This window comes from Paenibacillus sp. J31P13 (assembly GCF_056269295.1).
In genome coordinates this window covers 105,112-127,915 of record NZ_JBWDNR010000009.1, presented here as the reverse complement: position 1 = coordinate 127,915, position 22,804 = coordinate 105,112, and the positions used below count along the sequence as shown (strand labels likewise).

Annotated in this window: 12 protein-coding genes and 3 pseudogenes; 3 read left to right on the top strand and 12 right to left on the bottom strand. The window is 36.5% G+C overall.

Annotated elements, in window-relative coordinates:
* Positions 1–509: 509 nt before the first annotated feature.
* Both AC0YOD_RS24005 and AC0YOD_RS24000 read right to left on the bottom strand, forming a co-directional pair.
* A pseudogene (locus AC0YOD_RS24005) lies at positions 510–683 on the bottom strand (S-layer homology domain-containing protein); the annotation flags it as partial.
* Positions 684–1,110: 427 nt separating this feature from the next.
* A complete protein-coding gene (locus AC0YOD_RS24000; protein WP_475801861.1) occupies positions 1,111–9,777 on the bottom strand; it encodes a family 10 glycosylhydrolase in 8,667 nt (2,888 codons plus the stop codon).
* A 201-nt stretch (positions 9,778–9,978) separates the two neighbouring features.
* Here AC0YOD_RS24000 and AC0YOD_RS23995 point away from each other — a divergent pair.
* Positions 9,979–10,107, top strand: a pseudogene (locus tag AC0YOD_RS23995) (TCP-1/cpn60 chaperonin family protein); the annotation flags it as partial.
* Between the two features lie 155 nt (positions 10,108–10,262).
* A complete protein-coding gene (locus AC0YOD_RS23990) occupies positions 10,263–10,700 on the top strand; it encodes a site-specific integrase (RefSeq protein ID WP_475801860.1) in 438 nt (145 codons plus the stop codon).
* Between the two features lie 227 nt (positions 10,701–10,927).
* Here AC0YOD_RS23990 and groEL read toward each other — a convergent pair.
* The 5 genes and pseudogenes from groEL to AC0YOD_RS23965 all read right to left on the bottom strand — a co-directional run.
* A pseudogene (gene groEL / locus AC0YOD_RS23985) lies at positions 10,928–11,095 on the bottom strand (chaperonin GroEL); the annotation flags it as partial.
* Between the two features lie 150 nt (positions 11,096–11,245).
* A complete protein-coding gene (locus AC0YOD_RS23980) occupies positions 11,246–12,163 on the bottom strand; it encodes an STM4504/CBY_0614 family protein (RefSeq protein WP_475801859.1) in 918 nt (305 codons plus the stop codon).
* Positions 12,164–12,249: 86 nt separating this feature from the next.
* The gene (locus AC0YOD_RS23975) at positions 12,250–13,602 is read right to left on the bottom strand and encodes a YopA family protein (RefSeq protein WP_475801858.1); all 1,353 of its coding nucleotides are present in this window, start codon (positions 13,600–13,602) and stop codon (positions 12,250–12,252) included.
* A gap of 246 nt (positions 13,603–13,848) precedes the next feature.
* Positions 13,849–14,226, bottom strand: a complete 378-nt coding sequence (locus tag AC0YOD_RS23970) for a tyrosine-type recombinase/integrase (RefSeq protein ID WP_475801895.1) — start codon at positions 14,224–14,226, stop codon at positions 13,849–13,851.
* Positions 14,223–14,927 carry a DUF6710 family protein gene (locus tag AC0YOD_RS23965; RefSeq protein ID WP_475801857.1) on the bottom strand — a complete coding sequence of 235 codons (705 nt, stop codon included), beginning with the start codon at positions 14,925–14,927 and terminating at the stop codon, positions 14,223–14,225. The genes AC0YOD_RS23970 and AC0YOD_RS23965 overlap by 4 nt, the downstream gene beginning before the upstream one ends.
* Positions 14,928–15,240: 313 nt before the next feature.
* Here AC0YOD_RS23965 and AC0YOD_RS23960 point away from each other — a divergent pair, with 313 nt between their 5' ends.
* Complete coding sequence (locus tag AC0YOD_RS23960; RefSeq protein WP_475801856.1) at positions 15,241–15,960, top strand: hypothetical protein; 720 nt, start codon at positions 15,241–15,243, stop codon at positions 15,958–15,960.
* Positions 15,961–16,580: 620 nt separating this feature from the next.
* Here AC0YOD_RS23960 and AC0YOD_RS23955 read toward each other — a convergent pair.
* The 5 genes from AC0YOD_RS23955 to AC0YOD_RS23935 form a co-directional block, all read right to left on the bottom strand.
* The gene (locus AC0YOD_RS23955) at positions 16,581–18,326 is read right to left on the bottom strand and encodes a DUF2326 domain-containing protein (RefSeq protein ID WP_475801855.1); all 1,746 of its coding nucleotides are present in this window, start codon (positions 18,324–18,326) and stop codon (positions 16,581–16,583) included.
* The gene (locus AC0YOD_RS23950; protein WP_475801854.1) at positions 18,323–18,739 is read right to left on the bottom strand and encodes a hypothetical protein; all 417 of its coding nucleotides are present in this window, start codon (positions 18,737–18,739) and stop codon (positions 18,323–18,325) included. Before AC0YOD_RS23950 ends, AC0YOD_RS23955 begins: the two co-directional genes overlap by 4 nt.
* Before the next feature lies 1 nt (position 18,740).
* Positions 18,741–20,195, bottom strand: coding sequence for a metallophosphoesterase family protein (locus AC0YOD_RS23945; protein WP_475801853.1), 1,455 nt, complete (start codon positions 20,193–20,195; stop codon positions 18,741–18,743).
* 692 nt (positions 20,196–20,887) lie between these two features.
* Positions 20,888–21,460, bottom strand: coding sequence for a recombinase family protein (locus tag AC0YOD_RS23940; protein ID WP_475801852.1), 573 nt, complete (start codon positions 21,458–21,460; stop codon positions 20,888–20,890).
* Between the two features lie 372 nt (positions 21,461–21,832).
* Positions 21,833–22,489 carry a hypothetical protein gene (locus AC0YOD_RS23935; protein ID WP_475801851.1) on the bottom strand — a complete coding sequence of 219 codons (657 nt, stop codon included), beginning with the start codon at positions 22,487–22,489 and terminating at the stop codon, positions 21,833–21,835.
* Between the last annotated feature and the right edge of the window lie 315 nt (positions 22,490–22,804).

Below are 22,804 nucleotides of genomic sequence, written 5' to 3'. Positions count from 1 at the left end.
CACATGTGCATGATTAAAAAGAGTTGCTGTGAAAACAAGTCTTTTTAAGAAATTATAGTTTTATTCTAAATGGAACTCCAGTTCCGATAACTTGATTATAAAAACGATGAGAGACCTCCCAAAAGTTCAATGAACTATTGAAAGGTCTCTCATTTTTGTACTATGAGGTCGAGCAGTGTTTCCTTTTAAGGGAACACTTGATGCTACAAGCTTTTCAGCTTATTACATCATGCCGCCCATGAGACAAATACGTTTTCATGTGTTTTTTGAATCTTTTCTTGTGCGTACAATCGTATTTTCTTCAGAAATCAGTCCTATATATCCAAGTGAATACGATGGGTGCGTAGAGTTCGTGGGCAAGTTGTGGGCATGGAATTATTCAGGTGTATGTTTCGTATGCGGGAACATATACGTTTTATCCATTTACCGATTAATAATTCATGCTTTTTGACAGGGCTACACAATAGCCTGCTTGGTCGGGACTTTGCCTCCAATCTCTTCAGACTCTACTACTCTACTTCTAATGAAAAACCAAGACTAATATTTAGCATACGCAAGATCATGAGCAACGACTCATATCTCGTAGCCTTAGCATTTGGTTCAAACAAACCATCGGATGTACCTTTTATGATACCCATATCGGATAACGTATTGATCTCAGCCTCTGCCCAGTTACCTGAAACATCCTTGAATTTAACTTTTTTTACTACGTCGTATTCATTACTTTTGAAAGCATAACCACGATCTCAGCTCTGGATATGCTCTGATTCGGTTTGAAGTTGCTAACTCGATTGTTTTAGCAGGTGAGGAATCTTTAGGTATATCCTTGAAAGTTAGTTCGGGAGCAGCGTTTGCTTTTTCTACTAAAGTTTTAATTACATCGATATTTACCATTTCCTTATATAACGGTTTAGGCGTTGGTGCAGGGATTACAGGCGAATTTTCGTTATTCTCGCCGTATTTTTAATGCACGTGTCAGTACATCTCCTTCGGAAAAATGAAATAGTGTATATGGTTTTACAGTAAGTAATGAATAAGTTTTTACCATGAGAAATCGCCAGGCCCCCGGTTCAATTGCCGGGGGCCTGGTTTTACTGATCGATTGCAGCTTTATTTACTTGCAAACTCTAGCGCTCTAAGCAAAACGACCACCGACTCGGCTCTTGTTGCCGTTTGATTCGGTGCGAACTTGTTGCCGCCGACGCCTTGAACGAGCCCGTTCTCAACAGCCGCTTCAACTGCCGCTCTAGCCCATGCCGGGATCTCGGCATCATCCGCAAATACAGTTGTTGCCTTGGAGTTGTCGGCGAAACCAAGCGCATTCACGATCATCGTCACCATCTCGACACGGCTGATCTTCGCGTTCGGTCTGAAGCTGCCATCGGAGTAGCCTTTCACGATTCCAGCTTGCACAGCTTGAGCGATGCCTTGTTTCGCCCACGCGCCGATGCCTGCCTTATCGTTAAACTCCAGCGCAGCTCCGTTTCCTTGCAAGTTCAGCATGCGAGCCAGCATGACTGCAAACTCGGCGCGGGTAACCTCGCTCTTCGGCTTGAAGGTGCCGTCAGCATAACCGCTAATAATGCCCTTAGCCGCTGCAAGTTTAATGCTTGCTTCCGCCCAGTGGCCTAGAATGTCGCTAAATTCGACTTCAACGTTCTCTTCAGGCTTAGTTTTCTCATCTTCTATTACCGGAGCACTTACATTTACAACGGAAGTTGCAGTCATATTTCCATCTGTGGTTGTTACTGTGATTATTGCTGTACCGCTGCCTTTTGCTATAACTCTACCTGTACTATCAACAATTGCAACATTTTCGTTGCTGGATTTCCATGTCACCTGCATAAAGTCAGCATTACTTGGCCTAATCGTTGCTGTCAGCTGAGTTTCATCGCCAATATTCAGTTCCAATGTCTGCTTATCAAGACTTACACCTGTAACATGTATAACAGGTATCACTTGACGTTCTGGTATTTTTGCGGCAGTAAATCTTGCTACAGCACTTTTTAAGTTTACAATTGCACTATCGATGTCTTCCTGGATCTGTGCATCCACTTTGGCTATTAATGCAGCTGTTATTGCAGCTTCCAAGGCATCTTTTGCACTTTGCGGATACTGCCCGGGATTTGTACCGATTCCTGCCATGTCTCTTAAATCTGCAGCTATTTTTATTTGATTATCCAATTCAGTTGTATCAATTGCCTCTGATGGTATGCTTACAGTTACAACAGCGGTTGCAGTTTTATTTCCATCCTCAGTTGTCACTGTGATAACAGCTATACCCTCGGCAATTGCTATAACCTTACCGGTGTTATCAATTGCTGCAATTCCATCATCGCTTGATGTCCATGTTACATTCTTATTAGCTGCTCCTGATGGAGTGATAATTGCTTCGAATTGGAATGTGTCGCCAACGTTTAATTGAAGCGTTTCTTTATTAAGGCTCACTTCCTCGACTTTTACATTCGGATCCAGTATTTGTGCCGCCTTAAAGCTTTCTACTGCGACTTTCAAGCCTTCCACTGCACTATCAATCTCTTCCTGGATCTGTGCATCCACTTTGGCAGTTAATGCAGCTGTTATTGCAGTTTCCAAGGCATCTTTTGCCTCTTGTGGATACTGCCCAGCTTCTGTACCAACCTCAGCATTATTTATTAATTCCACAGCAGCTACTATTTCACTGTCTAATTCAGTTGTATCAATTGTCTCTGATGGTAGGCTTACAGTTACAACAGCGGTTGCAGTTTTATTTCCATCCTCAGTTGTTACTGTGATAACAGCTTCACCCTCTGCTAGTGCTGTAACCTTACCGGTCTCATCAACTGTTGCAATGTCATCATCGCTTGATGTCCATGTAACATTCTTATTAGCTGCTCCTGATGGAGTGATAGTCGCCTCTAATTGGAAAACATCGCCAACGTTTAATGCAAGCGTTGCTTCATTAAGGCTCACTTCCTCGACTTTGACATTCGGATCCAGTACTTGTGCAGCCTTAAAGCTTTCTACTGCGGCTTTCAAGTCTGCTACTGCACGATCAATCTCTTCTTGAGTCTGTGCATCCGCTTTTGCAGTTAATGCAGCTGTGATTGCAGCTTCCAATGCTTCTATTGCCTCTTGTGGATACTGCCCAGCTTCTGTACCAACCTCAGCATTAGCCAGTAGTTCCTCAGCTGTTTCTATTTCGCTTTCCAATGCAGATGTATCAATTAGTTGTAATTGAGTGCTTGGATTTGACGGAAGACTTTCATCGCTAAGCCTGTTTAATGCAGTCACAACATAATTACTTGTTGGTTTTCCTGTATTATCAGTATAGCTTTGCAGACCTGTCTCACTCTTACGAACTTTAGCAATCAATTTAACAGGATTGTCAATGTTTACAGCCTCATTATCTTCAAAACGATAAACTGCATAATATGCTGTATTTTCATCATTATCCTGCCAACTAATTGTATTGCTTCCGTCTTCAAATGTTGCACTTATTAATACCGGAGCTTCAGGTATAATTCCACCCTTCCACGGCATTGCCGGCATAAGGGCTTTGTTAGCCCATAAGTCATTCTTTATAAGTGATGCAGCAGAAATAGCGTTAGGATCATTAACTTTAAATGAGTTATACGTAAAAATCATAGTACCGTCTATATTGGAGTTTGCAGCATTAAACTTAAGCTGGCGTACAATTTCCTGATCCCCAACACCCAGGGTATTCCAATATTTATCACTAGTTGCTTCAACAGGATTTAGCCAATACAAACCCACACCAATATATAGCTGTGTCTTTACATCAGGGTTGTTTTTAAGCAAGTCTGACCACCATGATGAAACAACTCCATACCCTGCAGCTGAATTTGCAAATGTCCAGTACACCTGTGGGGTTATATAGTCGATTATTTCTTCTAAAACCCACTTCTTAGTATCTGCATAAGCACGGTCATAGTTTGGTATTCCTGCCGAAGTTGCAGAACCATCCGGATGTCCGTCTTTAATGTTGCCCCATACACCTGCCGGGCTAATCCCAAATTTAACCCACGGCTTTACTGCGTTTATTCTATTATGCAGATTTTTAACCAGTGTATATGTGTTATTTCTGCGCCAATCCTCAATCTTCGGAAACTCAGTTTTGTCGGCATAGGTATCATATGTGCTTTTATCACTATACCCGGTATCAAAACCGCCATTGCTGCCAACATAGAAATAATCGTCAAAGTGTATTCCGTCTATATCATAATTCTCAACTATTTCCATAACCGAGTCTTCAACATATTTCGCAGCTTCTGGAATTCCTGGGTCAAGGACAAAGCGGCTTGTGCCAACTTTTATCCATTCCGGATGCTTGGCATAGATACTATCAGGCACCTTGCTCAACATATCTCCTACTGCATTTAAGTCCGATAAAGGCTTTCCTGATTCGTCCTTATACATTGCCGGCGGCATGGAAACGCGGTATGGGTTAGCCCACGCATGTAGTTCAAGATTTCTCTTGTGTGCTTCTTCAATTGCAAACTCCAGCGGGTCAAATCCCGGATCACCATCCTGTTTTCCTGTCAGCCAGTATGACCATGGTGCAAGCTCTGATTTATAAAATGCATCTGATGTCGGCCTTACCTGGAACATAACTGCATTGGCACCTGTTTCTGCAAGATCATCAAGAATTTTTATAAGGTCTCTTTTTTGCACCGTCATACGAGCTTCTGTGTCTTCAATCTTCCATGAGTCTGTTGATGGCCAGTCAATATTAACAACAGTGCTTATCCAGGCAGCACGCATCTCACGTTTGTTTACCGGTGTTTCCTCTGGAACATTATACTTATCCCATGGAGCTGCTATTCGTGCTGCAAGATATGTTGCTACTTCTGTATTTAATGCGACTACAGCAGCATCAATAGCATCCTGCTCAGCATGAATATCACCTAAAACTACTTGTGCTACTGCAATTGCGGTTGTAACAGCTGTTCTTGCATTTTGTGGATACTGTCCGCCAAGTGTCCCTATTACTGTTGAATTAACCTTAGCTTGTGCATCTGCTATAGCCTCATTCAGTTCAGTTTTATCAACATTTAATGGAACCATTGTCTCCTCAAAAGCCTTAATTGCAGCATTTAGATTGTTTAATGTAAGATCAATATCTGTCTGGATTTTTGCATCATCTTTAGCAGTTGTTGCAGCCGTTATTGCCGATAACAAATCATCAATTGATTTTTGTGGATATTGTCCAGGTTCTGTTCCTGCAACTGCTCCATCATGCAGAGCTTTAGCTTTTACTATCGCAGCATCTAAATCAATTGTCACTAAAGGTGAAACCACCATTCCGTCAAAATCAGCAACAGCTTGTGCTAATGCAGTTTTTGCCGCTTCAACATCTCCTTGTGTTGCACCTGCATTGTTATATACTGTGTTTGCTGCATCTATTGCAGCTTGCAGTGCTGCCTTGGCTCCGCTTTTATATTGTCCCGGCAGTGCTCCTTCAACTGCAATATCATGCTTTGCCTTTGCAGCATCTATCGCAGCTTGTAAACCCTCAATATCAATTAGCGGAATTTGTGAAGCGTTAAAGGTATTAACTGCAGCATTTAATATTTCTGCTGCACTATCAATATCTGACTGTACTGTGCTGCTTACCAAAGATTGTGCAGCAATGAGAGTATCATTCAAATTAGCTGTGGAGCCTATAGGGTACTGACCTCCCTGTGTCCCTTCCACTGCACCAAGAAGCAGGGATTTTGCAGTTGCAATAGCTCCTATCAGTGCTGTTTTGTTTAATGTTGCAGCCGGAGTAACATTATATATTGCAGTAAGGTCGTCAATGTAGATCGTACTGTTTACTCTGCCAGTAGCAGAGGTTTCAACTAATCCAGGCATAATGTTTAGTAAAAGGCCAGTTGATACATTAAAATTTGCTGTTGATAGATCATAGGTTACAAAATTCCAGCCTGATTTCATCACTGAATTGGCTGGCAAGAAAATGGCAGTAGTGGGTGAAGTACCGTCTGCCTTTCTTATTTCTGCACGTAAGCTGAAAATCGTCTCATCATTACCATAAAGCCAAAAACCAATTTTGTTTGGTGTATTATCCCCGGTAAATATCAATTTTGGGTTAGGGTAGGAGGCACCTTTTACATAAGCACTGGCTGTCCCAGTAGTTCCCGCAAAATTATAATCAATCTTAAATGATCTATTTCCGTTTTTCAAATAATTGGGATCATTGTTATATGAAATAGTGGGTTTAGTGTTTCCTCCATCATTAACCCAGTCAACCATGCTCTTTCCGCTGCCATGGTCTTCATAGTCCTCTATTATCTGATGTCGCTCGCTTACAATCTGTGCAGCAATATATGCATCAACTGCTGAATTAAGCAAATCGGTAGCACTATAAATATCTGCCATAACGGTAGCCGGATTGTTCATAACACTAGCTGCAGCATCAATAGCAGCATTAAGCCCCATGCGCTCTGATAAAGGATATTGCCCGTTGCCTGTACCGGCAGTTGTGATGTCATAAAGGCTTTGCGCAGCTGCAATTGCCCCACTTATTTCTGCTGTATCCTTTGTTTCACTTCCATAAACAGCCACAAGATCATCTATATAAATTGTGCTGTCCACCTTATCATTGGACGATGTGGCAACAATACCGGGCATAAGTGTTATAGTAAGGCCCGTAGTTTGATAGGAGGGAGCCACAGTGTACTCCAGGTACTTCCATCCAGTAAAATTCAGCGTATTAGAAATGTTTTGATTTGTATTAGTGGAACCAGTAGTAATTCCTGAACGGAATTCTGCCCTTAGAGAATAAGTTTGAACATTATTTCCATATACCCAGAAACCTATCTTTTGCGGTACTTCCCCGGGTTTAAACACAATGCCCGTACCTTGGTTCGGACGAATGTATGCGCTTGCAGTACCTGCAACTTTGGATAACTTATAGTCAACCTTCAAAGAACTATTTCCACTATGCTTTATAGCGGTATCATAGGACAAAGTTGGTGGTGAGCTGCTGACACTGTCGCCTGTCCACTTCATCATGCTTTGGGCAGCACCACCGTTAACAACCCCATTTTCAAAGTCTTCCAGCACTATAACTGCAGCAACTTCAACTGTAGCTGTAACATTAGTGGTTGTACCGTCTATTGTCCCTGTAACAGTAAATCTGTGTGTTGTTAAGCAGTTAACAGCCGGATCCACACTTGGCCAGGTTATTAAAAGAGTGTCCTTTGTACCATCATCATAGGTTGCATTTATAGTATTTGGAAGATTTGGCGCTACGCCGATACCTGTCTTAACATATACCGGATCAATGCTTACTATGTCTACAGCCCTTTCAACAGTTACCGCAGCTTCTACCTTCATTGCGGCACCTTCAACTGTTCCCTTTACGGTAAAGGCATTAATACTAGCGTAGTTTGCTGCCGGAATATCATCCCAGACTACTGCTACACTTGAGCTTGTACCGTCAGAGTACGTGGCATTAACGCTAGGGGGGAGTATTGGAGGTATTCCCACCCGAGTATTAATAGCTATGGGTTCATATAAGTTAACTGCCGGATATACGATATAATTGCCTTCTGCTTTTAGATTTGTTCCATTAACTATTCCCTGTATACCTTTCACACTTGGATTTTTGTATTCATTGAAAGGTGCAGCATTTTTATAATCTTCAGGATCCGGAGTTTCCCATATAACAGGAAGTGACGAAACTGTATTATCTGTATATATTACATCTACAGTATCTGGAAATACCGGAGCAGTATTTTGTTCTGTTCGTACAATTACAGGATTAATATATTTTATAGCCGGTGCAACAACTGAAACATGTGCTGTTGCAGTCATTTCTGTTAGTGTTCCGTTAGTATTAATAACTGTTCCGGTTACATCAAAGCTTTTTCCAGCAGCGGAATAAAGATTAGAGTCAGTGATCTCGTCCCACTTGACCATCATATTAGCCGGAGAACCTGATGTCATGTTAACCTTTACGGATACAGGAAGAACCGGGGCTGTGCCGACTGCAGTAGTAATGTCTGCATCGATTGCACTAACCGGTGTCGGTGCATTTGGCGAGCTCTCGTTATGAAGGCTGTCAAGTGCAGTGACAACATACTGTACCTTGCTTGGATCAGATACAGCTGTATCGGTATAACTTGTTATATCTTTACCGTCACTATCAACAGTCTTACCAACAACTGCAATTATTTTTGTTGGATCTGATGTATATAGATTTTCATCCTGTGCAAATCTATAAATCACATAATATGCGGTGCTACCTGTTTCATCATTAGATGTCCATGTAACTTGTGTAACACCACCTACAGCCTCGGCAGTAACGTTTGTGGGCATCGCTGGAGCAACGCTGCTCTTCCAGGTTGATTTTGGAGCTATAGCCTTATTCGCCCAGGCGGTTCTTACTCCCTCTTCTACAGCTTCCTTTTTATAAATTCTTGCATCTGGAACAATATTGCTGGCCTGGTATAGGAATGAACCATCGATCCCGCGGCCTGTGACTTCACTTATGTAATTTGTATTGAGCTGTATCTCCCTGATAATCTCATCTTTGGCGTAGGGATCCAAAAATCCTGTTTCAGTTGGATTAGTTGTATCATTTACCCTATACAATCCCATACCCATATAAAGCTTTGTATTGGGATTTGTAAGGTGATCCGCCCACCAAGAAGCTATTACACCGTAGGGAGCCACATCACGGCCAAAGGGCCAATAAACCTGTGGGGTCAAGTAGTCAATCAGCCCCTCGTTCCCCCATCTTAATGTATCTGCAAAGCTCCTATCATAGTTTGGTCCACCACCTGCAGTTGGAGAACCGTTAACATGCCCGTCTTTAATATTGGCCCACATACCAGCAGGGCTGATTCCAAACTGTACCCAAGGTTTTGCTGAACGAATTTTTTGGGAAAGATCGCTGATAAGAGTGTACGTATTATTTCTTCGCCAATCGCCTATGTCTGTAAAACCGCCCTTATACTTTTCAAATGTGGCTTTGTCATCATAATCATAGGCTTTACCCTCATGGTAGAAATAGTCATCGAAATGAACGCCGTCAATATCATACTTATTAACAACTTCCATAACGCTATCCACTATCCATGCTTGTGCTTCAGGTATACCTGGATCTACTACATACACACCATCATAGGCTTTTTTAATCCAATCAAAATGAGTGTTAAAAATACTCTTTGGCAGTGCCTTGAGTTGAGCAACCATGGCATCATTTATCGCAGTTGCAGCACGATATGGATTAAACCATGCGTGCAGCTCTATTCCACGCTTGTGCGCTTCATCTATTGCATATTCAAGCGGGTCAAAGCCTGGATCACCGCCTGGTGTCCCTGTCATAACTATAGACCAGGGAACTAGATCAGATTTATAAAGCGCATCGGAAGATGAGCGAACCTGAAACATAACTGCATTCAGATTGCTAGCAACTGCCGCATCCAAGATATTACTTAGTTCTTTCTTTTGCTTTTCCACCCTCGCTGTAGTATCAGAAATAGCTAACGATGCTGAGGATGGCCAATCTGAATTGTATACGCTTACAATCCAAGTTGCACGCATATCTTCCTTCTTAGAAACATCCGAGTTTAAGTACTGTTGATAAGGTGTCCATGCATCTGAATCTGGAGGAGTAACCCCCGCCGCTGAAACGTGAATAGCAGGTAACATGGATGTTAGCATTAATACTATAAGCATCCTGCTGCATATTGCTTTAAAACGCACAGATAAACGATTCATTTTCACTGCCCCTTTTATTAATTTTGGTATTTCGCTCCAAGCCACTGAACAGATTCGCCTTATTTCTTTTCCCCATCCCTCCCTATAAAGTAATTTTTTCTCCTGTTTTCTCTCTGTTTCTCAAGATTTCAACTTAGCTTAAAATCGCACAGTAGTTCTAAGTGAATATTATACAAATTAGAATATTCTGTCAATAAATTCCGTACATATATTTTATTATGAAATTTTATTTCGAAATAAAATCGTAAGGCGACTCTCTCTGCACTACAAAACACTGCATCTGTAGCTGCAATGTTCCTAACAACTGAGGCAGTAGTTGCTGACAAACCAGAAAAAGAAAAACCTGCTATACCTGACATGGGCGGCATGATGTAGGACTGACAAGGCTCTCGAGCTTTGTAGAGGCTTATAGCTTCTCCTATGAGTGTCCTTGTATCTATGTTCTCACTTTTCACTTTGTGAAGTAGTGTGATTCACAATTAATTCGCATAACGACTACCACTTCTCATGATTTCAAAAATCTTTGAGAGGTGGTAGTTTTTTTGTTGCTAAAATTTGTTTATGAGGAGTTTATTACTGACAGGGGATTCAAAAATACAACAGAGGTTAATATAAAGAACTATAATCAACTTCTGCAACCGCTTATTGATTATTGTGTGTCTAGAGGGGTATTGAACGTAGAGCATGTTACAATGTCTCATATTAAGGATTATCTGTTGATATGCCAAGAAAATGGGAATAAACCGAACACGATTAACACGAAAATCATGCGCTTAAGAGCGTTCTACAACTTCCTAGTGGAAGAGAAGATTTCATTCAAAGTGATAAGAAAGCCTATGAGCTGTATCAAAAGTATGAGGCTGATTCTACGTTTATATGTGGTAAACAAAGTCATTTTCAAAAATTTGTTAATGAAGAAAAAGTTAAATATATCACTCACATCTCGACTTTTCAGACACAGTTTCTGATAGCTACTTCTGCTCTTGATGTTGGAGTTAATATAATTGACCTTAACATAAAACATATCATTATTGATATGCTAGACAATTCAAGATAAACATGATAATTGTTGATGCAAAATTAAAGAGGCTTCTCTCGAGTTCGAATTTGAACTCTTGAGAAGCCTCTTCGTATATTAATGTGGTCAATCAGCGTTTCCCCTCAGGGAAATCCTTGATGCATAAGGCTCAAAAGCCTACATCATGCCGCCCATTCCACCCATACCGCCCATATCAGGCATTGCAGGAGCATTTTTCTCAGGCTTGTCAGCAACAACTGCTTCAGTTGTCAAGAACATAGCCGCTACGGAAGCTGCGTTTTGAAGAGCAGAACGTGTTACTTTAGCAGGGTCAACGATACCTGACAAGGCTTTCAGGGCAAATATATCACTGTTATTGATAACAAATTTAGAGCAATGACCACTTCTTGCAATCATGCTTACAATTACATTGTAAAGTGGTGGTTGTAAAATGTAAAGCTACACAAAATAAGTCAAGTTCGTCCCCCAAAATCTTTAGTTGGTTTCTTTATATCTCTCAACTAAAAACACAATATTAGAAGCACATAGATTCAGAGTATATCGAACAATAGAATCATCTACCTCTAATACAACTTCCCCCTGTCCATGTCCACCATTCTTATTTCTCAACACATGAGCACTATTCTCAAGCGCTTGTTTTAAACCTTGAATATGAGTCTGCATATATGATGGAATTAGTCCATTAACAAAAAGATGCCTTATTAAGGTATTCGCTGTATCTCTCTGCCCATCATAACTATATCCATTCTTTGAGCAAATTGTTTTCATCGTACTTTCAAACGCTTTTCCTGCGTTTACAACAGCGTCCTTATAATCGCCTTGTTTATAGTGTTCATGCGCTTTAAGAAACTCATCTGAAACAGAAAGAAACTCCTGCTCTTGTAATAGTTGAATGGAGGTCTTTACCACCTCATTATGAATAAATTGATTATCAATTCTAATAAGTCGATTTTCTAATATTTCATACCCCAAAGAATTTTCTTTTAACTTCCTGTTAATTCTATTGATTGCTCTTTGCCATTCTTCTTTAACACTATAGACGCTATCAGAATAAGCGTGATGGTAAAACACTAATAAATCCATTACATCAAGTGCTGATTTATTATCGGTGCTCAATAGAAAAGACATTATATGATTCACACGATTATCAACGCTATGGTTATAACTTACAGTTGCCATAAGATTTAATAGTCCCAATTCAATTTGTATTTCTGTTACCATACGTTCCCAAAAACGACTACTATCAGTATAGTACCCTTGTTTAAATTCATTTACTACCTCACTGATTAGCATGGCAAATTGTGTTCTGAAACTTTGTGGAATCTCATCATATTCATATACGTCTTCTCTTAACTCTGTAGTGTTTCTTCTTGAAAACAGTTCAAAAACCATCTATGAATCCTCCAGTTACTAGTTACTAATATTAGTATAAACTGAACAAAAGGTTTTATCATACAAATAACACTGAATATGTAGTTCTACTCAGTCTGAGACTTGACCTCATTCCATGGTACTAGATCATATTTTTTATCCCATCCAAAATAAAGTTGATTGACATATTCCCCTTCGTATTTCACTATAAAAAGTATACTTAGTTCAAGATAATGTATGCCTAACCTTAAAACATAGAAGCTAAAATCACTTTGTAATGAATCGAATTTTTTCTTTTTTTTAGGATGAACTATGTTATTTCTATAATCGGTAAGTAAATGTGCAGATTCTCTATAATTAAGTCTTCTAGCATCTTTTAGATACGGAAAATCATTTGGAACTGAACTATCCTCACGAAATTGCTTGAAAAATAAACGAAAAACATCCGATGCTCTCATGTCTTTGTATTCTTGTTCTTTAAGAATCCTCTTGTCTTCAACTAGATATGACCAAGCTAACGTTTCTAATGCCACTTGGCTTGAAACTATTTTGTGTTCAATTATCCCATCAGATTGACTCTCAAGATACCAACTTAAAGAATGCATCAAGACATTTGCCCAATATTCATCCTGCAGTTTATTGTATATTCGTGGGAGTATATGCAAAAGGGTTTTCCCATCATTGGTAGGGAACCATGTCTTTCTATTTTTCCAGTTATCAATTTTTGGTGTTTGATACTTCCTCCAAACTACATCATTATTTTTATAGCCCTCAAATAGAACAATTCCCACATGCCTTCCCGCAGCAAATGATAACGTCCAGTACAATGCTTTTTCCAATGCCGAAATATCATTAGTTTCAAATAACTGTCCATCATTTCTTTTAATCTGACATAGATGTGTTACAACATAGCCACCAGTATCTTTGAGTTTTTCTTTAATCTTTTTTTCACTATAATCTGGTCTTTTATCAATAATAATATCCCACTCATTAATTCTTATATTAATTCTGTTCCGAACACCACCCGTTTTGTATTTCACAATTTCTCCGTATGTATTTAGAAAGTTAACAATTCCACATTTTATATATGAGACTTTTGTTGAAGGTTGCTCCTTTATATTCGCTATTTCACCTGTAATAATTATACTGTCAGCCTTACTCGAAAATTTGTTTATATACACTTCACTCTCAAGATAGTTAGGAATTACTAGTTTAATCTTATTTTTCTCAACATTGTCAAATAGATTTAGAAATATCTCATCACGCATATTAGAAGATTCACCAAAAAACCTAATTTTTGGACTAGGAAGCCATTCCATTAATATTTCACCGTTAAAATCAAATTTTTCTTCATCATTCACTGTTAAGGAGATTCCTCCTTGATATATAGGAAAAGCCTCATTTATATCAAATTCAAGGTAATCGGCTTCTAATGCTGGATCATAATCAAAACTTAACAATAAACCCAACTCCTTAGTAAGTAATAAAAAAATCAATCAATTAATTATTACAGCTTTCATTATATAATCATTCTGTTACCAACACTATAATACCATATGTTGGTATTCCTTTCGTATCGCTATCAATTCACTTAGTCGAAGACTATAACTACTCAATACATTTTCGCCAATGAAAATGACTGGGTGGATGGCATTTTTGCCCCTCCCCCTGATCCTAAGTAACAAAAAAGCCACCTTCACAGGTGACTAATCTTTAAATATACGATCTACAGCTTTCTGCTTATCTTCTTCGGATGGTCTACTGTAACGTAAAATCATATCAGCACTTGAATGACCGCTAAGGCTCTGTATCACGCTTATGTCTTCTCCTGCTCTCACAAGCCCTGTAATGAAACTGTCTCGTGTCTGATGGACATTATGTCCGTTCTTCTCCATAAGATGTTGAACGCTTCTGATACTAATACGCTCTTGTCTGTTACTTAGGAATAAAGCAGAATGACTATCTGTTCGTTCTTCAAGATACTTTTCTATAGCCCTTCTTGCTTCCACATTAAGTGGCAGTGTACGCTCCTTATTGCCTTTACCCAACCTAACAACTAATGAGCCTTTACGGTAACGCTTCAGTAATCAATGTTGTATTCTTTTATTAGCCTGCCGATTTCAAAAATAATTGCAATTTCTACATTCCTTACTTCGCATACAATACTTTCATCTTGTATTGAATAATAATTTACCCCATCAGTTTTTATTAATTCAAATAACGGTTTCATGTCATAAACATCCTCTGTGGTAATTTTTCCAGTACCTTGTAAAATACCAGTCATAATTGAATGATTTCCACCTGAAACCCACCCCATACCGATAGGTAACCATAGCATTACTTGATGATTAGTATCTTGTCTCCAACCACCATTTAATCTGCCTTCGCCAATACGAGTGATATTCTGTAAAGTTCGTGATTTCTTCCATGGCCAAGGGAAAATTAAATTTTTAGATAAATCAAGTTCATATTTCTCATTCTCTACTTTTATTAATAAATCAAACAAGTTTTTATTAAACTTTCCCCTGAACTCAGCATTAGTAACAAATAAATTTAATGGATTGGCATCAACTCCACCTAAATCTTCATCACTATAAATAATATTAACTATAGTATCTGCTTGCAACTTTTTACCAAATATTTTGAGCAGATCATATATAGGATGTTGTTCCTCCTTTACCTTTGTATTTCTCTCAAATTGCTTATATTCATTTATTATCTCCTTTGCGAAAAAAATACTTCGTTCAAACAATTCTTTGTTTAAGTTATGTTTATCTTCAACCATTCAAACCACTCCTTCAAACTAGTTTTTTATAAAACGTTCTATGTATTTCATCTTTAAGACATATCAACTTCTCTTCATACTAAATTATTCTTTATATCTATACACCGATATAATGTTATAAGTATTTCTCAAATCTACAATTTTAGTTATAATGACCTATAAGTATCCTAGCATATTCCAAATGAATATTGGTCGGAATTTACCTAGAAGACGAAAAAAAACTATTTTGTTGATGTAACATAGCCCCCCTAATACGTTGTACCTAACTCTGTTCTTATAAGTTAGTAAATAAATTAAAAGAAATAGGTGTAGTATGACTGAGAAAATCATTAAATATTACAAAGAAAAAGTCATTACTTATGCATTAGTGTACAAACATATTAAAGTTTGGTACTACTTATTCATGTCGTTTTTTACATTATGCGGACTTTCACTTCTATTATTACTTTGTTTAAGTCCAATAATTTTCATTGCTCCTTCGAACAAACAAATCATTTATGCTTTGTCTCTACCAGTGCTGATTCTAGGCATCTTTACGATTATTTCTGCCTTCATATTGCTCAAGAAAGCGAAGAATGTATTATTACAAAAACATGGAATCATCGTTAATAAATCATTCTTAAACTCAAGTGAATATAAAGACAAACAACACAACCTCCTTACTAGTTTCTTAAAGCTGCATAACATATACGAAGAAGATAAAATAAAACTAATTATTGAGGTTCTTAATAAAGAAATTCAACGAAAAAAACTACCTTCATTTATTGCACCTGGTATATTCATCTCACTTTCTGTACCTGTATGGAATCAATATTTAATCTTTTCATTTAAGACAATCAAGACTGATACTGAAGCTTTTACAACTTTTATCATTATGTCACTATTGGCAGCAATGGTTGTTTTACTAGTCAGTTTTATAAAATGGTTTTCTTCAGACTTACTCGACTCATTATTTATAAATCAAATCAATATAAGAGAAGGTCTAATCGAAAAACTTGAAGACGTTCAAATTCAAATACCAATCAATGAATGAGATAAAACATACTATAGCCCCAAGTAGTTCAACGAGGATAAGAATATGGAGGGTTCAGAGCAAGAATAGTATTTATGTTGAACCAATATAGAACTGTCTCATTGAATGTCTCCGAATTTTTCATTCATTAGAACTAATTAAACTAATCCACGCAACCCAATTGGAAGCAACAGTACATTCAAAACACTTTTGGTGCATTAATCTTTATCATATCGTTTTCAATTTAAATGGTCGCAGACTGTAACTGTCTCATCCATTTCTAACAATAATATGATGGTGTGGATGGAAATATCGCCCCCTGACCCTAAAACAAAAGAGCTACCTTTAATAGGTGGCTCTTCCCTAAATATATTAATAAGCAATTATTCATCAAATCCTGTTACCAAATATGCCTTTGGTAACGGTATTACTTTCCTAATTAGAAATGAAATAATTGACTTAAACCCGCTCCTATACTACAAAATACAGACCACTATCTTGACTAGATTGTGGTCTGTTTCTTGAATATAATTTTTCGGCTTGCTACTATTAATGTTCTAGTCGAAGGGTAGTATCCTACTCTTTAAATCAATTCTCGACTAACCTAACCGCTTTGCCTACCTATTATCTTTCTGTATGCCTTAGAATCTAAAACCGAAGAATCTATTTTCATCAGCATTTCTGTCTAATTTTGCAACAACTTGCTTGTCTCTAACAAATTGAATTACATCCTTATCTAATAACTCATCAATATTTATTGTCACAAAATATTGCCCAACTTGTTTGTCCTTCAAAACAAAATCAATATATCTTAATAGTCTCGGTTTTACAGCAACATCTGGTTTCGAATATGAACCATCATGAATCAAAAAATTAATACTCCTGTGCGCCTCAATCCGATAAAGGAACCACGTTAAATCAAACATATTTATTTTCATGTATTGTCTTCCATGAGATTTCTCATCAGGAATTGAACAGTTTATTTTATTTCTTCCAGTAGCAACATTGCTTCTACCTGAGTTTTCATATTCAAAAAACAGAACTCCAGTTTGGTTATAAGTTTCATTCATTAATTGACTGAAACTGTCTTGAATATGATTAAGATGCTCACTATACGATAAAAATTCATCGTTCCTTATCGAAGTAATTCTCAACTTTTCCGTTTCTAGTAAATTTATCTTATCATTAATGCTGTTTCTTTGATTATATTCAGAAATTCTTATGTTTATCTCAGCTAATTCTAATTGTTTCTTCTCCAAATCGTTCATAATCGAGGTAATATCCTCAATAATATTATCATTTTTCAAAAGTTCTCCAGTCGATTTCAAATCATTTTCAAGAGTTACTTTTTCTTCATTTAATTCTTTTAACTTTAATTTTATTTTATCAATTTTATCTTTGAAATATTTACCTCTATTTTCCACCATAAATTCATAGAAAGATTCAATTTCTTCATAGTTTTTGCTGATGTTTTCGGGAAAATATCCTATGAGTTGATTATAAAAGGGGGCTACATCCTTTAATTCCTTTATATCCTTTGTTTTCACTGTTAAGTTTTCCACGTTTTTTTCATATTGTTTCATGATATGTTCGGATTCGAAAATATCTTTTTGTACAACATTCAATCTAGACTTTGTCTTTGAATATTTTAATGAACTCTTATTATATTGACCTGTAATATCAAATGATTCAATTGACCTTCTAATTAAGCTAATCTCATTATTCAATTCATCTTCTTTTAGCATTAGTAAGTTAATATTCGTACCACTTTCAATGAACTTTATTTGCTGTTTATGTTTTTCAATATCTTTCTTTATTTCATTTATTTCAAATTCAGAGTTATAGGGCAGAGTAAATAAATATGATAAGTAGGCGTGGTTTTTAGTAGCATCACGACCAAGTAACGTAATATCGTTATATCCCTTTTTTTCATCTCTTATAATATATTCTCTTAAAGCAGAAAAAGAAAACTCACAATCTTCACCCGAAAATACGCAATCATGAATAAGTTGCTTATACTCTTTGTCGGTATGAGTATTCCATTCATTAATATCAAAAGAGATATTATTACTGTTAAGACTATATCCCTTCTTTGGCGTATTGAATAATCTGGCAAAAAAGAATGAATTTTCTTTAACCTTTGCCTTAAGCACTATCATAATGTTTTCTTCGATTAAGGTTTTATTCAACTCATAATCTTTACTGATTGTTTTACCTAACAGCATTTCAATGCATTCAACCATTGTAGTTTTACCTACACCGTTCGTCTCATCATCTTCATTGCCTTTTTCTCCCAATATAATATTAAGACCAATTGTATTAAAACAATACTTCTTCATTACAGTTAAATTCTTAAGACTGTATACTATTAATTCATTTAGAATCATAATTGGTTCCTCTTTATCATGTTTTGGTTTATTTGAATTAAATTAAATGAAAACAGTAATGTAAGAGATAGATATAGGACTCTTTCCATATTTATGTTAAGCAGTAAATCTCTATCATTCGCATAGGATAAAAACAACTCATCAATGTGATACTCTTTGTCCAATAATTGAAATAGAGTTTTAGATGTAAATAATATATTTTCTTCGACAATTTGATGTTTTGATACTAGGAAGTAATCATACTCTGATATTGAAGTATTCTCCATTGCTAACTGCTTCCTTTCTAACAAAGCAGATTCAAAATCAATCACATTAAATAATGAGTGAATAAATTCGTTCTGCTGTAATTTAATAAGAATTGATGATTTAGGGTTTGTTTTTGCGTAAGTATTCCTACTAGTCATCATCTTCATTCTATTGAACCTCAACCTTACTTTTCTTCTCGTTATATATCCCGCAATCATATATAACCCATGCTACAAGTATTTTTATGTACCTTTTTGTTTTATTCCGAGTATATGGGAACTTCATTTTTGGCGTGTTATTAAATAATAATTCAACAACATGAGTGAATATCTCATCACCATTCGAGAAATTATTGTGAGTTCCCATATAAGTATCAATGATTATTTCTGAAACAATTTCTTTTTTTTCCGACTCAATATATGAAGTAGAGTTCATAATTTCATCAATTGCTGAAAAGTAGAGCGCATAATCTAAAAACATTTTTTCAAAAGTCTCACTACAATTCATACTCTCGAATTTTTCTTCTATTTCCTTTTGTTTTGTCTTGTACTTTGATATATTTCCTTTCTTCTCAGGGTGCTTATGCAAATCAATAATAAATTCTTTAAATTCATCTTCATCAAATTCATCTTCAAGATCACTTTCTTCGCTCGTTAGTAGCAGTTCATCTCCCTTATTTAGAAATCTTTCAAGCGTATAGGATAACAAGCCTGTACGAGCCTGCCTTCCCACTCCATTATTAATAGCCCAATAATAGTTATCACGATTCCAAGTGTGGTATTGAACTTCAACCTTTCCAGTAACTGTGCATATTTTCGATGTTACAAAGCCTCCATTAGCATATTCATCAATCAAGCCTGCTCCGCTCACAATACTAAGTACTGGTACATCACCATTAGCTTCTATATGATAACCAGGTTGATGAACATGACCAGAAAGATAAATATCTATTGAATAGTCTTCAAAATTAGTCTGTAATGCCTTCTTATCAGAAAGTGCCATACAATCTAAGGTGTGATGACCAATAGCAATATTCACCTTTTTCGTGTCTTTCTCTAGTTTATCAAGGCATGCAAGGAGTTTTTGCTTGGCGACCAGTAAGCTGCCTTCTTCCTTAGATGTATAAGCAACTAGGCAAGTGTTTATGTGAATTATGTTATAATTTTCGGTGCTTTTTATAAAATGAATTTCTTCCTTTGGATAATCTTCGCCTTTAAATTTTTTATAGAAGTTAAAAAAGTTATTAAAGCTTTTAAATAAAATTTTCTTTGAAGTTGTATTACTTAAAGAACCATCAAGTTCGTCAGAGGGAGAATTACCTTGATTTTTAATGCCATGGATTATCAATCCCCGTGTATCATCTCTGCTCAAATCGTGATTACCTGGGATTATATAAACTTCATTTCTAGATATACCCATTGAATGGATAACAGCATCTAGGAATGAGATTGTATCCTCTTTTAACTTTGACCCTTTATGTGATAAATCTCCTGTAATTATTAAAAAATCATAGTTAATATCATTGGATAAATTAGATAAGTATTTTAGTAGTTCATTTCTCATTTTCAGTGATTCATAATTCTTAAAATGATGATGCAAATCAGAAATATGAACAAAATTCATCTCCATAAGCCCCCTCTTTTCTCTAATAAATATAATTCTATTCAATACCATTATGTAAAACCCAATAAAGGAAACTTACTTATTTTCAGTAATTCACTGCTAATGTAACCCACTTTACTACCTTTCTATTTCCAATTTCTTTCTCAATATGTATCTCCGTATTGAATTAGTCAATTTTATAATTCTAGCTATTTAAATAGATTTAACGAGAATACTTTTCTTGATGTAAAATATAGATCAATAGAACTATACCTTTAGAAATATCAAGTAGAATTATATCATACAATTTGTTTTAATTGGATGAAATTTCTTTTCAATTAGCCGTAATAGTAATAAAAAAGAGAGCCACAAAGACTGTCCCTCAACTTGTAGTTATTTAATTTTCTAACACCACAACAGCATTCATTCCATTCACATTGGCTGCAAATCACATGTTCCTGGTGGATACGATTTACCGCTTAAACTCCTCTAGCTTATATTAATTAGTTAAGTTTCATCAGCACCATTATTACCATTTGTCGAATTTAGCGAATCGCTTTCATTTCTCATGGTCGCCAACTGTAACTGTCTCATCCATTTTAATCATTAAAAAGACAGTGTGGATGGAATTATTGCCCCTACTCCTATCAAAAAAATAGCTACCATAAGACTGGTAGCCATTCTTATTAATTCAATATTCTCATCAAAGGTCTTCAATTAACCACTTTTTCTTTTCTCTTACTGATAGCTCTATATAGTGTTGCTCTCTTAACCCCAGTCAACTCCTCAATCTCCTTCACTGTATGTGCCTCTGCATCATACAACTTCAGTGCTTGCTCAATCTTCTTCTTATCACTAACAGGTCTACCTCCGACACGTCCCCTTGCTCTAGCAGCCTTCAATCCAGCCTGTGTACGCTCTATAATGATGTTGCGTTCAAACTCCGCAAATACTGCCAACATTCCGAACAATGCCTTCCCTGCTGCTGTAGAAGTATCTATGTTATCAGACAAACTAACAAAATGAGCGCCTTTTGCCTTAATCTCATCCAACACCTGTATAAGCTTTAACGTTGATCTAGCGAGCCTATCGAGCTTATAAACAACGAACATATCACCCTTACGCAATAATTTTATTGCTTCTCTAAGAACCTCTCTATCATCTTTGGCTCCACTTGCTTTCTCTGTATATATATTCTCATCTTCTGCTCCGTATTTTTCCAATGCGTCAATCTGCAAATCAAGTGTCTGGTCAGCTGTCGAGACCCTTGCGTACCCAATAATCATTCTCTCATCTCCCACATTCCCTTGTCTGTACGATAATCGTATCATTAAACGGTATTTAATGATACATAGTTTTTGAGATGAGTTGTGAGACACTTACTGCGTTGTATAGATGAATAAACGATAGATTTCAGTGTCTCAACATAATGACTCATATACGAAGGTTTTTGGAACAGTTAAATCACTCTAACAAAAATGAAATTATAATCATTGAATATTCGGTGAGGTGGAGCTATTGGGGTAATGTACCAGAGTCATTAAGTGAAAAATAGAGCCATCATGTTAATGATGACTCTATTTCGACCAATTGAACTAACGTTTCCTGTTAGTGGAATTGGGTTTAATATTAAATTATATAGATTGGTGGCTTTTCTGTTATTCATGATTCGAGTTAATACCCAACTCTTTTAATTTCTGTTCGTGTATATATACTGTGAAACCGAAGAGATCACCATATTCTGAATGTTCATCTATTTTTTCATCCACAAAGTTTTTTAAAATATCTATAGTTTTCCTCTGTGTTTCAGAAATGGTGCCACTTAATCTATTATTCAGTTCTTCCATGACCTCTTCTCGTATACTTTGATTTTTATCGAGTGATAAAGCATATTGGTACATAAAGCCGTTTATCATTGGATACATAATGGCAGATGCATTTGCCAGAATTATTTCATCTTTCATCTCCAATAGTTGTTCTTCTTTTTTTTGTAGTTCATTTTCAAGTTTCCCTCTTTTTGTCTGCAACGAAGTTAAATCATGTTCTATACTCGATTTTTCTTGAAGTAAAGATTCATTAGTACTCATTAAGTCTTTATTTTGTACCGCTAGTTCTTCAACTTGTTCTTTTAATTTCTTTTCATCTACTAGAGGCTTCACAGTTTGAATATATGATAAGATACCATAACACAATCCAATTATAGTCAATAAACCACAAATTACACTAAAGTGAGTAGCACCGTTTCGATACCATTCTCTCTCGATAAGCTTCTTTCGTTCCTTTTCAGACTTTTTCCAATTCCATAGTTTACCCATTTCGCATCACCACGTAAGATTATAAACCAATTCAACCTAAATATCATTTAAAACTTTTATCAACTAAAGTTAGATGGATCAAATCCCTCAGTCTCTACGTATGGAATTAATCCCTACGTTTCACCATTTTGCCCGTTAGTTTAGTGACCACTCGCAATATTGTTTTTAGATTAAATCTTAATTGGCTCTACATATTAATCGTGGCTCTAATAATTCACAAGATAGTTCTAACTAATTAACTAGTTGGCTCTGCCCCACAGAAATCATATTCCATCGCTCAAATGAAGGTTTAACCTTTTATGTTAATAGCTTTGT

Excerpts from the sequence above, each read along its gene's own strand:
- AC0YOD_RS23980 (WP_475801859.1), bottom strand. The coding sequence starts at position 12,163 with ATGGTTTTTGAACTGTTTTCAAGAAGAAACACTACAGAGTTAAGAGAA.
- AC0YOD_RS23965 (WP_475801857.1), bottom strand. The coding sequence starts at position 14,927 with ATGGTTGAAGATAAACATAACTTAAACAAAGAATTGTTTGAACGAAGT.
- AC0YOD_RS23960 (WP_475801856.1), top strand. The coding sequence starts at position 15,241 with ATGACTGAGAAAATCATTAAATATTACAAAGAAAAAGTCATTACTTAT.
- AC0YOD_RS23955 (WP_475801855.1), bottom strand. The coding sequence starts at position 18,326 with ATGATTCTAAATGAATTAATAGTATACAGTCTTAAGAATTTAACTGTA.
- AC0YOD_RS23950 (WP_475801854.1), bottom strand. The coding sequence starts at position 18,739 with ATGAAGATGATGACTAGTAGGAATACTTACGCAAAAACAAACCCTAAA.
- AC0YOD_RS23945 (WP_475801853.1), bottom strand. The coding sequence starts at position 20,195 with ATGAATTTTGTTCATATTTCTGATTTGCATCATCATTTTAAGAATTAT.
- AC0YOD_RS23940 (WP_475801852.1), bottom strand. The coding sequence starts at position 21,460 with ATGATTATTGGGTACGCAAGGGTCTCGACAGCTGACCAGACACTTGAT.
- AC0YOD_RS23935 (WP_475801851.1), bottom strand. The coding sequence starts at position 22,489 with ATGGGTAAACTATGGAATTGGAAAAAGTCTGAAAAGGAACGAAAGAAG.